We start from the raw sequence: 13,044 nt of genomic DNA, 5'->3' as shown, positions 1-13,044 counted from the left end.
CGTCTTATTAACGTGTTCTACGCTCCCTAGAATGGCTGGCATCTTTTCCTATACTCAGACGCGCATCCCGCGTCGGGTCGCCAGCAAGGTCAGCCATGAACAAGAACAATCGCCATCCTGCAGACGGTAAGAAACCAGTCACCATTTTCGGCCCGGACTTTCCGTTCGCGTTTGACGACTGGATCGAACACCCGGCCGGTCTCGGCAGCATTCCTGAGCACAATCACGGCGCTGAAGTGGCGATCGTCGGCGCAGGCATCGCCGGCCTGGTGGCCGCTTACGAGTTGATGAAGCTCGGCTTGAAACCCGTGGTTTACGAAGCATCAAAACTCGGTGGCCGTCTGCGTTCGCAGGCCTTCAACGGCACTGACGGCATCGTCGCTGAACTGGGCGGCATGCGCTTCCCAGTATCGTCCACCGCGTTCTATCACTATGTCGACAAGCTCGGCCTTGAGACCAAACCCTTCCCGAACCCGCTGACGCCTGCCTCCGGCAGCACGGTGATCGACCTGGAAGGCAAAACCCATTACGCACAAAAACTGGCGGATCTTCCTGCACTGTTCCAGGAAGTGGCTGACGCCTGGGCGGATGCGCTGGAGGCCGGTTCGCAGTTCGCCGATATCCAGCAAGCTATTCGCGACCGCGATGTGCCGCGCCTGAAAGAGCTGTGGAACACGCTGGTGCCGCTGTGGGACGACCGCACGTTTTATGACTTCGTCGCCACCTCGGAAGCCTTCGCCAAACTGTCGTTCCATCATCGCGAAGTGTTCGGCCAAGTCGGATTCGGCACCGGCGGCTGGGATTCGGACTTTCCTAACTCGATGCTGGAAATCTTCCGCGTGGTGATGACCAACTGCGACGATCATCAGCATCTGGTGGTCGGCGGCGTCGAACAAGTACCGCAGGGCATCTGGCGGCATGTGCCGGAACGTTGCGTGCATTGGCCTGAAGGTACCAGCCTGAAATCCCTGCACCGTGGTGCGCCGCGCTCCGGCGTGAAGAAAATTGCCCACGCGGCGGATGGTCGTTTCGCGGTCACCGACAATAATGGCGACACCCGCGAATACGCCGCCGTGCTGACCACTTGTCAGAGCTGGCTGTTGACCACCCAGATCGAATGCGACGAAAGCCTGTTCTCGCAGAAAATGTGGATGGCCCTCGACCGCACCCGCTACATGCAATCGTCGAAGACTTTCGTGATGGTCGACCGGCCGTTCTGGAAGGACAAGGACCCTGAAACCGGCCGCGACCTGATGAGCATGACCCTCACCGATCGCCTGACCCGTGGCACTTACCTGTTCGACAATGGCGACGATAAACCGGGCGTGATCTGCCTGTCTTATTCGTGGATGAGCGACGCGCTGAAGATGCTGCCGCATCCGGTGGAAAAACGCGTTGAGCTTGCGTTGAATGCGTTGAAAAAGATCTACCCGAAAGTCGACATCGCTGCGCGGATCATCGGCGATCCGATCACCGTGTCGTGGGAAGCCGACCCGCATTTCCTCGGTGCGTTCAAAGGCGCCCTGCCCGGCCACTATCGCTACAACCAGCGCATGTACGCGCACTTCATACAGGACGAAATGCCAGCCGAGCAGCGCGGGATTTTTATCGCTGGCGACGATGTTTCGTGGACGCCGGCATGGGTCGAAGGCGCAGTGCAGACGTCGCTCAACGCGGTGTGGGGGATCATGAAGCATTTCGGCGGTTCGACACATAAAGCGAACCCGGGCCCGGGTGATGTGTTCAAAGACATCGGCCCTATCGCCCTGCCCGAGTAAGAGGAATTCCTGATGCGTGTAGCCCTTTACCAATGTCCACCGCTGCCACTGGAGCCCGCCGCCAACCTGCAACGCCTGCATCAACTGGCGATGGAGGCCAAGGGTGCCGACCTGTTGGTGCTGCCGGAGATGTTCATGACCGGCTACAACATCGGCGCCGAAGCGGTCAGCACCTTGGCCGAGGTCTATAACGGAGAATGGGCGCAGCAGATCGGCCGGATCGCCAAGGCTGCGGGTCTGGCGATTGCTTACGGTTATCCGGAGCGCACCGCCGACGGGCAGATTTACAACGCGGTGCAGTTGATCGATTCGAGCGGTGAGCGCCTGTGCAATTACCGCAAGACGCATCTGTTCGGTGATCTGGATCGCTCGATGTTCAGCCCCGGCAATGATGATTTTCCCATCGTCGAACTCAACGGCTGGAAGCTCGGTTTCCTGATTTGTTACGACCTGGAGTTTCCGGAAAACACCCGACGTCTGGCGCTCGCCGGCGCCGAATTGATTCTGGTGCCGACGGCGAACATGATCCCGTTTGATTTTGTCGCTGACGTCACCGTGCGTTCACGCGCCTTCGAAAATCAATGCTACGTGGCTTACGCCAACTACTGCGGCCACGAAGGTGACATCCATTACTGCGGGCAAAGCAGCATCGCCGCACCGGATGGCAGCCGCATCGCTCAGGCCGGACTCGACGAAGCGCTGATCATCGGCAAGCTCGATCGACAGTTGATGCTCGACTCCCGCGCCGCCAATCGCTACCTCAGCGACCGTCGCCCCGAACTTTACGACGCGCTCAACCAGCGCTAATCCGCTAGCATTGGCACTTCACTGTTCTGGAAGTGCCCATGCCTGCGCCGACTCACCCCCGCCTCCACTCTGAAACCCTGGCCAACGGCTTGCGCGTGACCCTGCGTCATGTGCCCTGGCTGAAGCGCTGTGCCGCTGCGTTGCGCGTGGCTGTCGGTAGCCATGATGTGCCGCTGGCATGGCCGGGACTGGCGCACTTTCTTGAACACTTGCTGTTTCTCGGCACCGAGCGTTTTCCTGCCGGAGAAGGGCTGATGGCCTACGTACAGCGTCACGGTGGGCAAGTGAATGCCAGCACACGCGAACGTACTACTGACTTTTTCTTTGAATTGCCGACGCGCTCATTCAGCGACGGGCTGGAGCGTCTGTCAGACATGCTCGCTCAGCCGCGTATGAATCTGGACGATCAGTTGCGGGAACGGGAAGTGTTGCAGGCAGAATTTGTCGCATGGACGCAGGATTCTGCGGCGCAGCAGCAGTTTTCCTTGTACGAAGGTTTACCGGCAGATCATCCGTTGCGCGGATTTCATGCGGGGAATCGCGACAGCCTGCCAGTCGAACAATCTGCGTTTCAACAGGCGTTGAAAGCCTTCCACCAGCAGTTTTATCGGACTGGGCAGATGACGCTGAGTCTGGTCGGACCGCAGAGTCTTGAGGAACTGAAAGCACTGGCTGAACAATTTGCAGCGGATTTGCCAGCTGGGGATAAAGTTGCGCAGGCGGCATCCATACCGCTGGCGGTAAAAAGTTATCAACAGGTGGCTGAGCGACGCGGCAACCTGATGTTTGCGTTCGATGCCTTGCCTGAGTCGTCTGGCGAGGCTTTGGCATTCCTTTGCCATTGGTTGAACAGCGCCAAACCCGGAGGCTTGCTGGCGCATTTGCAGCAGCAGAATCTGGCTGATGGATTAAAAGCTGCGCCGGTCTATCACTTTGCCAGCCAAGCGTTGCTGCATCTGGAGTTCAGCGCAGCGTCCGAATCGTTAAACGCCATTGCCGAGCGGGTGCTGGATTGGATGAGTTTCTTTGCTCAACAAGATTGGGCGCCACTGCAAAAAGAATACGCGGCGCTGCTTCAGCGTCAGCAACAAGTCAGCGGCGCGCTGCAACTGGCGCGGCTCGATAGTGAAGCGTTGGAAGTCGGGTTGTCTGATTCCGGCGTTAAAGCCCTTACACAGATTCTCAGCGAAATCGGCACTGTGGATAACTTCAGCGATCACTGGAGCCTGCCTGCTGCCAATCCTTTTCTGAGAGCCAGCGAACCCTTGGCCAACGCCGGGCTGATTCGCGGCCAGACCAGTGCCCACCGAGGGCTGCGCACGTTCGCTCAGGATCGTTCGCGCGGCCGTCGTGAACGCTCGCCGATGCAGTTCAGTCAGGCGTTGCCGGACAACACGGATGAAGGCGCAGTTTATCTGCGCTGGCAGGTGGAAGTTGCAGCCAGCGCTGACCTGCAATCGAGGTTGCAGCGTAGTCTTCGGCAAACGCAGCAAGACGCCCGAGAAGCCGGCGTCGACCTGTCTTTCAGCGCCTCTGGCAATCAATGGCTGCTGAAGCTCACCGGGCTGCAAGAGCCAATGCCCAGCGTCCTTGAACATGCGCTGAAATCTCTGACGCAAGTTGACCCCGATTCGCCGCGCAGTGAACCGCAAGCGCCGTTGAACCCCATCCGCCAACTGTTGAAAACGTTGCCGGAACAGACGCTGGAATCAGCCAAAACCGGCGACGACGCCCAACACCTGTGGACAACTTCACGCTGGGACGGCCTCGCCCTGGGCCTGAATCAACAGACTCAATCTGCCATGGGCTTGGCCCTGAGCCGGATTCCCGGGATTGCGGACAATCAGTTGCCAGCGCCGACGACGATCACCGCGCAAAAACACTGGCGACATATCGATACCGCCTCCAGCGAATACGCCTTGCTGCTGTTCTGCCCGACTGCCAGCCGCAGCCTCGCCGACGAAGCCGCGTGGCGGCTGTTGGCGCAGTTGTGCCAGACACCTTTCTACCAGCGCCTGCGGGTCGAATTGCAATTGGGTTATGCAGTTTTCAGCGCACTGCGCCAGATTCACGGCCAGACGGCCATGCTGTTCGGCGTGCAATCCCCGAACACCCCACCCGTGGAACTGCTCGGCCACATTCGGCAGTTCTTCGAAAGCCTGCCAATGCTGGTCGAAAAGAATGATGAGTCGAGCTTCGAGCAACAACGCCAGAGCCTCGCTGATCAATTCGACGACGCCAACCTGTCCAGCAAAGACGCCGCCGCACTGCTTTGGCAGGCCAGGCTTGCAGGTCACTCGTCGGATTATCTTGAGCAATTGATCGCCGCCATCGGCCAACTGGATCGCCAGACATTGCTCAGCGCTGCGCAGCGCTTGAGCAACGCCGAAGGCGGCTGGCTCTGCCTCGCCAGCGATCCGGCACCCGAGACCTCATGGCAAGCAGCAAATTGATCATTACCAAGGCTGCAAGGAGCTTTCTCAAAGATTCACGGGCATTTACCCGGAAATTTTGAGTAACATAGCAGCCTAACTATTTGGAACATCTTTGCGCTGCCGTGGACTATAACTATGGACAGCGCTATCCCACCCACCCTGAGGAGACACACCATGTCCTGGACAAAACCGGCTTACACCGACCTGCGTATCGGCTTCGAAGTCACCATGTACTTCGCCAGCCGCTGAGTTCTGCTTACGTAGAATTGCAGTGCAACGCCTCGGCTCGCCGAGGCGTTTTATTTTCCGCGTTGAAATGATGGAGTGTTCATGTTCGTCCAGATTCTGGGTTCGGCCGCTGGCGGCGGTTTTCCGCAGTGGAACTGCAACTGCGTCAACTGTGCAGGTTTTCGCGACGGCAGCCTGAATGCCAAGGCCCGCACCCAATCGTCCATCGCGATTTCCGACGACGGCGTGAACTGGGTGCTGTGCAACGCCTCGCCGGATATCCGCGCGCAACTGCAAAGCTTCGCCCCGATGCAACCGGGCCGGGCCCTGCGCGACACCGGCATCAGCGCGATCATCCTGATGGACAGCCAGATCGACCACACCACCGGCCTGCTCAGCCTGCGCGAAGGCTGCCCGCATCAGGTCTGGTGCACGGACATGGTTCATGAAGATCTGAGCACTGGTTTTCCGCTGTTCAAGATGCTCACCCACTGGAACGGTGGACTGGACTGGAACCGCATCGAACTCGACCAAAGTTTCACCGTGGCCGCGTGCCCGAACCTGCGCTTCACTCCGCTGCCGTTGCGCAGCGCGGCGCCGCCGTATTCGCCACACCGCTTCGATCCGCATCCGGGCGATAACATCGGTTTGATCGTTGAAGACCTGAACACCGGCGGCAAACTGTTCTACGCGCCGGGGCTGGGCAAGGTCGATGCACCGTTGCTGGAGATCATGGCGGGCAGTGATTGCCTGTTGGTCGACGGCACGATGTGGGACGACGATGAAATGCAGCGCCGTGGCGTCGGCACGCGCACCGGTCGCGAGATGGGTCACCTGGCACAGAACGGGCCTGGCGGCATGCTCGAAGTGCTGGAACAACTGCCAGAGCAGCGCAAGGTGCTTATCCACATCAACAACACCAATCCGATTCTCGATGAGGATTCGCCGGAGCGTGCCGAGTTGGCGCGGCGTGATGTTGAAGTGGCGTATGACGGCATGAGTATTGTGCTGTAGCGGATGGCCCCATCGCTGGCAAGCCAGCTCCCACAAGGTTCTGTGGTGTACACAAAACCTGTGGGAGCTGGCTTGCCAGCGATGACGTCCTGACAGACACCACAGAATCCAACGGTTGTTCCCGGAGAACAGACATGACTGACACGCCAATGTCCCCCACCGAATTCGAAGCGGCCCTGCGCGCCAAAGGCGCCTACTACCACATCCACCACCCCTACCACGTGGCGATGTACCAAGGCCGAGCAACTCGCGAACAGATTCAGGGCTGGGTCGCCAACCGCTTCTACTATCAGGTGAACATCCCCCTGAAGGACGCGGCGATCCTCGCCAACTGCCCCGATCGGGAAATCCGCCGCGAATGGATTCAGCGCCTGCTCGACCACGACGGCGCTCCCGGTGAAGACGGCGGTATCGAAGCCTGGCTGCGCCTCGGTCAAGCGGTCGGTCTCGATCCGGATCAACTGCGCTCCCAAGAACTGGTATTGCCCGGCGTACGCTTTGCCGTCGACGCCTACGTCAACTTCGCCCGCCGCGCCAGTTGGCAGGAAGCCGCCAGCAGCTCGTTGACCGAACTGTTTGCACCGCAGATCCACCAGTCGCGCCTCGACAGCTGGCCGCAGCATTACCCGTGGATCGACCCGGCCGGTTACGAATACTTCCGCACCCGCCTCGGTCAGGCACGGCGTGATGTCGAGCACGGTCTGGCAATCACGCTTGAGCACTACAAGACGCGTGAAGGCCAGGAGCGCATGCTGGAAATTCTCCAGTTCAAACTGGACATTCTTTGGAGCATGCTCGATGCCATGAGCATGGCCTACGAACTGAACCGCCCGCCGTATCACAGCGTCACCGAACAACGCGTCTGGCATAAAGGAATCACCTTATGAGTTTCGACCGCAGCAAAGTCCCGACCTGGCGTCCCGGCTACCGCTTCCAGTACGAACCGGCGCAGAAAGGTCACGTGCTGCTCTACCCCGAAGGCATGATCAAACTCAACGACAGCGCCGCGCTGATCGGTGGGCTGATCGACGGTGAACGCGATGTCGCGGCGATCATCGCCAAACTCGACGAGCAGTTCCCCGGCGTGCCTGAGCTCGGTGATGACATCGAGCAATTCATGGAGGTTGCCCGTGCGCAGCACTGGATCGAACTTGCCTGATCTGCCGGCCAAGCCTGAAATCGGCCTGCCGTTGTGGCTGCTCGCCGAGCTGACCTACCGCTGCCCGCTGCAATGCCCGTACTGCTCCAATCCGCTGGATTTCGCCGAGCAGGGCAAAGAACTGACCACAGAACAATGGGTCAAGGTGTTCCGCGAGGCGCGGGAGATGGGCGCGGCGCAACTGGGTTTTTCCGGCGGCGAGCCGCTGGTGCGTCAGGATCTCGCCGAGCTGATTCATGAAGCGCGGCAGTTGGGTTTCTACACCAACCTGATCACCTCCGGCATCGGCCTGACCGAGCAGAAAATCAGCGACTTCAAGAAGGCCGGCCTCGATCATATCCAGATCAGTTTCCAAGCCAGCGACGAGCAAGTGAACAACCTGCTCGCCGGTTCGAAAAAGGCTTTCGCGCAGAAGCTGGAAATGGCCCGCGCAGTGAAGGCCCACGGCTATCCGATGGTGCTGAACTTCGTCACCCATCGGCACAACATCGACAAGATCGACCGCATCATCGAACTGTGCATAGCGCTCGAAGCCGACTTTGTCGAACTAGCCACCTGCCAGTTTTACGGTTGGGCGCAGCTCAATCGTGTCGGCCTGTTGCCGACCAAGGAACAACTGGTGCGCGCCGAACGCATCACCAACGAATACCGCGCCAAGCTGGAAGCCGAAGGGCATCCGTGCAAACTGATTTTCGTCACCCCGGATTACTACGAAGAACGCCCGAAAGCCTGCATGAACGGCTGGGGCAGTATCTTTCTGACGGTCACCCCGGACGGCACCGCGCTGCCCTGCCACGGCGCCCGACAGATGCCGGTGCAGTTTCCCAATGTGCGCGATCACAGCATGCAACACATCTGGTACGACTCGTTCGGCTTCAACCGCTTCCGTGGTTACGACTGGATGCCCGAGCCGTGCCGCTCTTGTGACGAGAAAGAAAAAGACTTCGGCGGCTGCCGCTGCCAGGCGTTCATGCTCACCGGCGATGCGAGCAATGCCGACCCGGTGTGCAGCAAGTCCGAACATCACGGTGTGATTCTCAAGGCCCGCGAAGAAGCCGAGACCGCCACCCAAACCATCGAACAACTGGCCTTCCGCAATGAACGAAACTCGCGCCTCATCGCCAAGGGCTGAGCCTTTCAGCGCCTCGCAAGCCGTCGCTGCCGGTATGGACTTCGCCGAGTTGCAGCTCGGCGCCAACGGGTTGTTCTGGAATGAATATCGACCGGAGGATGCCGCGTGCCGGATCTGGCATTGGCGCGATGGCATGGCGAATTGTCTTACGCCAGACGGTTTCAGCGTGCGCAGTCGGGTGTACGAATATGGCGGTGGTGCGTTTTGTCTGACGCCGAACGGGGTGGTTTTCGTTGCTGAGGCGGATCAGCAGTTGTATCGCCAAAATCTCGATGGCGAGCCTGAAGCATTGACGTCGGGCGAGTGCCGTTATGGCGATCTGCATTTTGCTTCCGGCCAGGTGCTGGCGGTCGAAGAACAGCAAGATCAGCATCGGCTGGTAGCAATCGGTCTCGCTGACGGGACGCGGCATTTATTGGCTGAAGGCGCGGATTTTTATGCGGCGCCAATCCTCAGTGTGGATGGCCAGCGTTTGGCCTGGATCGAGTGGAGTCGGCCGCATCAGCCGTGGACGTCGACCCGGTTGATGGTGGCAGAGCGTTTGACTGACGGTGCATTTGGTTCGCCGCAATGTGTCGCTGGTGTCGAGCTTGAAGAGTCGATCCAACAACCTCGATTCGGTGCCGACAATCGCCTTTGTTGCCTGACCGATCGTGGTGGATTCTGGCAGCCATGGGCTGAGACTTCCGACGGTTTGGCGCCATTACCCGCTGCGCAAGCCGATCACGCTCCGTCGCCTTGGCAATTGGGCGGCTGCACTTGGTTGCCTGTTGAAGATTCGGTTTTAGCCAGTTGGAGTGAAGGCGGCTTTGGCCGTCTGACATTAGGCGATGACGACTTCACCGGTGACTACAGTCGTTTCCGGCATTTGGCTTTGGATGCGCAATTTATCTACTGCATCGCCGCCTCGCCGATCAGTCCTTCGGCGGTCATCGCCATTGATCGAACCACGCGCGAAGTGAAGGTGTTGGCCGGTGGCGTAGCGCCCCTGCCTGCCGAACGCATCAGTCGCCCGCAAACCCTGCGTTACCCGAGTGGATCGGGTGAGGCTCACGGTTTTTTCTACCCTGCCATGAGCGGTGAGACGAAACCGCCGTTGGTAGTATTCATCCACGGTGGCCCGACGTCAGCCTGCTATCCGATGCTCGACCCGCGCATTCAATACTGGACGCACCGCGGCTTCGCCGTCGCCGATCTCAACTATCGCGGCAGCAGTGGATATGGCCGGGAATATCGACAGGCACTGCATCTGAGCTGGGGCGAGGTGGATGTCGAGGATGCTTGTGCGGCGGTGAGTTATCTCGCCGAACAGGGTTTGATCGACGGTGAACGCGCATTCATTCGAGGTGGCAGCGCAGGCGGCTACACCACGTTATGTGCGCTGGCGTTCAAACACGTCTTCCGCGCCGGAGCGAGTTTGTACGGCGTTAGCGACCCGGTTGCATTGGCTAGGGCAACGCACAAATTCGAGGGTGATTATCTGGACTGGCTGATCGGCGATCCCGAGCAAGACGCCGAACGCTACGCCGCCCGCACGCCGTTGTTGCACGCAAACAACATCCGCGTACCGGTGATCTTCTTTCAAGGTGAACTGGACGCCGTCGTTGTCCCGCAACAGACCCGCGACATGGTCACGGCGCTGGAGCAAAACGGCGTCCCGGTCGAAGCGCATTACTACCCCGACGAACGCCACGGCTTCCGTCGCGCCGCCAATCAGGCGCATGCGCTGGAGCAGGAGTGGAAGTTCTATCGGCGGGTGATGGGATTTACAGACTGAAACCCTCTTCCTGTAGGAGCTGCGGCACGCTGCGATCTTTTGATCCTGATCCTCGAATTAAAATCAAAAGATCGCAGCGTGGCGCAGCTCCTACAGGTTTATGCCGCTGACTCAGCGCTTGGCGATGATATACACCGCATGCACGATCCCCGGAATATACCCGCACAACGTCAGCAGAATGTTCAACCAGAACGCCCCGCCAAATCCGACCTGCAGAAACACGCCCAGTGGTGGCAAAAGAATAGCGATGATGATGCGAATGAAATCCATGGGGCAGCTCCTGTATGGGGTTGGCTCATTTGAGCCATACAAGCTAATCGACCCGCGCCGTTCGTCAGGGTTCAGTGCTAATCACCGTGTCGGTATCAAACTGATAGCTCAGCTAAGAATTTGCAGTCCGTGCTTCTGCACGATGCTCAGTAACTTCAGCGCCATTCCGCTGGGGTGTTTGTCTCCCGACTCCCATTGTTTGACTGTCGACGCGCTAGTGTTCAAGTAGCGAGCGAATACCGGCTGGCTGACGTTATTGCGTTCGCGCAGAGCCTTGATCTGTTCCGCCGGGATCGCTTCAGGAACCGTTGCCAGACACGACTCATCAAACTCCCGCATTGTTGCCTTGCTGATTGCTCCGACAGCCAGTAGAGCGCTGGCTGATTCGTGTATCGATTCAAAAACTTCACTTTTGAATTTCTTACTCATGAAATATCTCCACAAACTCCTTCATTGCCAACAAATCCCGGATCTGCTCCTCGGTCAGTTGAGCATAGGTTTTGGCTAACTTTCGTAAATCCTTCAATTCGGATGTTGTGATGTTGCTCTGATCTTTCTTGGCGAACAGCACTTGATAGATCCAGTAACGCCCGCCCTTAGCCAAAACAATCGAACGATGACGGTTGGCGTTCAACCGCTTCTTCCAGACGCCACCACCAAGATCGTCAGCCTGACCTTCAAGCATCTCGCAAAATGCTTCCCGGAGCTCCGCGTCGCTGATCCAAGCCTTGCCGGCTCGTATCGCAAAACCCTTGGTTTTGAACAGCCTGAATGACATCGGTATCCCTTCCAAAAAACATACCACCCAGTGGTATAGATTACAAAGCCATCCGTCTCGAAAATATCGATCGGTCTGCCCCCGCATTCCCTGCAGGGACTTTCTAAAAAACCATTCGCACAACGAACTCTCAAGCACTAAACGCCATCTGCAAAACCCGGCCACAAAAAAAACGCCCCACGCCAAAAGAATCAGGCGTGGGGCGTGCGTTATACCGCGAGACGGTTCTGGAAATCGGGTGGGAAACTTCAGCTCAGACGGCAATCCCTTTGCGGCATTGCAGTTGCGCGGTGCGCACTCGCGAGAAGGAGCGGCCTAGGCGCAGGAGCATTTCATCGATGTTGGTTTTGCTGACGGTGAGGGCCGGGGTGAAACGCAGGCAGTTGGCTTGCGGCGCATTGAGCAGCAGGCCTTCGTGCAGGGCGGCGTGGACCACGGCCTCTGCGGAATCGTCTGACAGGGTCAGTCCGAAGAAGAGGCCTTGACCGCGCAGTTCGCCGTGGTAATAGCGGTGTGCCAATCGGACCAGGCCTTCGCGCAGGTACTGGCCGTTGTCGTTGACCTGCTGGAGGAAACTGCGGTCGTGCACGCTGTCGAGCACTACCAGACCGGCCGCCGTCATCAATGCATTGCCGTGATGGGTGCCGCCCAGTTCGCCGGCCTCGAAACAGCACGCTTTGCCCCGCGCCAGCAGCGCCGCCAATGGCACACCGCCGCCAAGTCCTTTGCCGAGCACGACGATATCGGCGCGCACGCCGTAGGACTGTTCCGCGAGCAGAGTGCCGCAGCGGCCGATACCGGTTTGCACTTCGTCGAGGATCAAGAGAATGCCCAGTTCACGACAGAGTCGTTCGACGCCCTTGAGGTAATGTTCGGTGGCCGGAATAACGCCGGCATCGCTCTGGATCGGCTCCAGCATGATCGCGACGGTTTGTGCATCGACCGCAGCGTGCAGGGCCGGCAAGTCGTTGAACGGCACCAGATCGAAACCCGGCAGCAGTGGCGCAAAACGGTTGTGCAGGTTGCAGCTGTCCGAGGCGGAAATCGTCGCCAGGCTGCGACCGTGACAACCCTGCTTCGCGACAATGATCCGCGAGGCGCCGCCGCGATGCAGCTGCCCCCATTTGCGCGCGAGTTTGATCGCCGCTTCACAGGCTTCGCTGCCGCTGTTGAGCAGGTAGGCCTGATCGCTGGAGGTAGCGGCGCACAGACGCTCGGCAAGGCTGAGCATGCCTCGATTGTGCAGATTGAAGCCGGGATTGATCAGCGCCTGCGCCTGACTGCTGATGGCTTTGACCAGCGCCGACGGGCTGTGGCCGAGGCTGTTGGCGCCGCCGGCCTGAGAAAAGTCGAGATACGCGCGGTCGTTACTGCCCCACAGCCACGACCCCTGACCACGGACAAACACCTGTTGCGGCCGTTCGACGCTAGGCATCAGGCGCTCGGCGCTGAGACTTTCGCTGATGTCTGAAGGGTTGGCCTCGAAAGCGAGGTCATCAAGACTCGGCGTCTGGCGCCGCAAACTGAACAGATTCATTGAAAAAACCCTCGTTCGAGGTTTTTTGAACTGCCTATGCAAACACTGTCGAAGCGATCGCTATTCATCGCGCTTTCTGGCCCTGTAAGCCTTGTGAATGCGGTTAGACTAGGCGCACTGACGGCTTCG

At 59.0% G+C, this 13,044-nt stretch carries 13 protein-coding genes; 9 read left to right on the top strand and 4 right to left on the bottom strand.

All coding sequences use genetic code 11. The annotated features are described in order from the left end of the window. Positions 1–95: 95 nt before the first annotated feature. The 9 genes from ACM6JQ_RS01130 (at position 96) to ACM6JQ_RS01090 (ending at position 10,330) form a co-directional block, all read left to right on the top strand. The gene (locus ACM6JQ_RS01130) at positions 96–1,778 is read left to right on the top strand and encodes a flavin monoamine oxidase family protein (protein WP_414893102.1); all 1,683 of its coding nucleotides are present in this window, start codon (positions 96–98) and stop codon (positions 1,776–1,778) included. Positions 1,779–1,790: 12 nt separating this feature from the next. Then, positions 1,791–2,585, top strand: coding sequence for a carbon-nitrogen hydrolase family protein (locus tag ACM6JQ_RS01125; RefSeq protein ID WP_007910081.1), 795 nt, complete (start codon positions 1,791–1,793; stop codon positions 2,583–2,585). Between the two features lie 38 nt (positions 2,586–2,623). Continuing rightward, positions 2,624–5,038 carry a pyrroloquinoline quinone biosynthesis protein PqqF gene (gene pqqF, locus ACM6JQ_RS01120; RefSeq protein ID WP_414893101.1) on the top strand — a complete coding sequence of 805 codons (2,415 nt, stop codon included), beginning with the start codon at positions 2,624–2,626 and terminating at the stop codon, positions 5,036–5,038. Positions 5,039–5,194: 156 nt separating this feature from the next. Further along, positions 5,195–5,269, top strand: coding sequence for a pyrroloquinoline quinone precursor peptide PqqA (gene pqqA, locus ACM6JQ_RS01115; protein WP_003422658.1), 75 nt, complete (start codon positions 5,195–5,197; stop codon positions 5,267–5,269). A gap of 81 nt (positions 5,270–5,350) precedes the next feature. Next, positions 5,351–6,262: a pyrroloquinoline quinone biosynthesis protein PqqB gene (gene pqqB, locus ACM6JQ_RS01110; protein ID WP_077574781.1), complete on the top strand. Its 912-nt coding sequence runs from the start codon at positions 5,351–5,353 to the stop codon at positions 6,260–6,262. Between the two features lie 134 nt (positions 6,263–6,396). Then, on the top strand, positions 6,397–7,149 hold the full coding sequence (gene pqqC, locus ACM6JQ_RS01105; RefSeq protein WP_007949605.1) for a pyrroloquinoline-quinone synthase PqqC: 753 nt from the start codon (positions 6,397–6,399) through the stop codon (positions 7,147–7,149). Further along, positions 7,146–7,421 carry a pyrroloquinoline quinone biosynthesis peptide chaperone PqqD gene (gene pqqD / locus ACM6JQ_RS01100; protein WP_007910068.1) on the top strand — a complete coding sequence of 92 codons (276 nt, stop codon included), beginning with the start codon at positions 7,146–7,148 and terminating at the stop codon, positions 7,419–7,421. Before pqqC ends, pqqD begins: the two co-directional genes overlap by 4 nt. Beyond that, positions 7,414–8,553 carry a pyrroloquinoline quinone biosynthesis protein PqqE gene (pqqE, locus tag ACM6JQ_RS01095; protein WP_409212656.1) on the top strand — a complete coding sequence of 380 codons (1,140 nt, stop codon included), beginning with the start codon at positions 7,414–7,416 and terminating at the stop codon, positions 8,551–8,553. Before pqqD ends, pqqE begins: the two co-directional genes overlap by 8 nt. Then, complete coding sequence (locus tag ACM6JQ_RS01090; RefSeq protein WP_414893100.1) at positions 8,519–10,330, top strand: prolyl oligopeptidase family serine peptidase; 1,812 nt, start codon at positions 8,519–8,521, stop codon at positions 10,328–10,330. Before pqqE ends, ACM6JQ_RS01090 begins: the two co-directional genes overlap by 35 nt. A 111-nt stretch (positions 10,331–10,441) precedes the next feature. Here ACM6JQ_RS01090 and ACM6JQ_RS01085 read toward each other — a convergent pair whose 3' ends face one another. From ACM6JQ_RS01085 to ACM6JQ_RS01070, 4 genes are all read right to left on the bottom strand, one after another. Beyond that, positions 10,442–10,600: a YqaE/Pmp3 family membrane protein gene (locus ACM6JQ_RS01085; RefSeq protein WP_003228885.1), complete on the bottom strand. Its 159-nt coding sequence runs from the start codon at positions 10,598–10,600 to the stop codon at positions 10,442–10,444. A gap of 108 nt (positions 10,601–10,708) precedes the next feature. Continuing rightward, positions 10,709–11,029 carry a helix-turn-helix domain-containing protein gene (locus ACM6JQ_RS01080; protein WP_007910062.1) on the bottom strand — a complete coding sequence of 107 codons (321 nt, stop codon included), beginning with the start codon at positions 11,027–11,029 and terminating at the stop codon, positions 10,709–10,711. After that, positions 11,022–11,378, bottom strand: coding sequence for a type II toxin-antitoxin system RelE/ParE family toxin (locus ACM6JQ_RS01075; RefSeq protein WP_095112718.1), 357 nt, complete (start codon positions 11,376–11,378; stop codon positions 11,022–11,024). Before ACM6JQ_RS01075 ends, ACM6JQ_RS01080 begins: the two co-directional genes overlap by 8 nt. A 253-nt stretch (positions 11,379–11,631) precedes the next feature. Further along, positions 11,632–12,915, bottom strand: coding sequence for an aspartate aminotransferase family protein (locus ACM6JQ_RS01070; RefSeq protein ID WP_095112719.1), 1,284 nt, complete (start codon positions 12,913–12,915; stop codon positions 11,632–11,634). Between the last annotated feature and the right edge of the window lie 129 nt (positions 12,916–13,044).

Origin of the sequence: Pseudomonas sp. IT-232MI5 (assembly GCF_949767845.1) — a bacterium.
Lineage (GTDB): Bacteria > Pseudomonadota > Gammaproteobacteria > Pseudomonadales > Pseudomonadaceae > Aquipseudomonas.
This window is presented reverse-complemented; position numbering and strand designations above follow the sequence as displayed.

Coding starts and splice junctions, on each gene's coding strand:
- ACM6JQ_RS01130 (WP_414893102.1), top strand. CDS start 96: ATGAACAAGAACAATCGCCATCCTGCAGACGGTAAGAAACCAGTCACC.
- ACM6JQ_RS01125 (WP_007910081.1), top strand. CDS start 1,791: ATGCGTGTAGCCCTTTACCAATGTCCACCGCTGCCACTGGAGCCCGCC.
- pqqF (WP_414893101.1), top strand. CDS start 2,624: ATGCCTGCGCCGACTCACCCCCGCCTCCACTCTGAAACCCTGGCCAAC.
- pqqB (WP_077574781.1), top strand. CDS start 5,351: ATGTTCGTCCAGATTCTGGGTTCGGCCGCTGGCGGCGGTTTTCCGCAG.
- pqqC (WP_007949605.1), top strand. CDS start 6,397: ATGACTGACACGCCAATGTCCCCCACCGAATTCGAAGCGGCCCTGCGC.
- pqqD (WP_007910068.1), top strand. CDS start 7,146: ATGAGTTTCGACCGCAGCAAAGTCCCGACCTGGCGTCCCGGCTACCGC.
- ACM6JQ_RS01090 (WP_414893100.1), top strand. CDS start 8,519: ATGAACGAAACTCGCGCCTCATCGCCAAGGGCTGAGCCTTTCAGCGCC.
- ACM6JQ_RS01085 (WP_003228885.1), bottom strand. CDS start 10,600: ATGGATTTCATTCGCATCATCATCGCTATTCTTTTGCCACCACTGGGC.
- ACM6JQ_RS01080 (WP_007910062.1), bottom strand. CDS start 11,029: ATGAGTAAGAAATTCAAAAGTGAAGTTTTTGAATCGATACACGAATCA.
- ACM6JQ_RS01075 (WP_095112718.1), bottom strand. CDS start 11,378: ATGTCATTCAGGCTGTTCAAAACCAAGGGTTTTGCGATACGAGCCGGC.
- ACM6JQ_RS01070 (WP_095112719.1), bottom strand. CDS start 12,915: ATGAATCTGTTCAGTTTGCGGCGCCAGACGCCGAGTCTTGATGACCTC.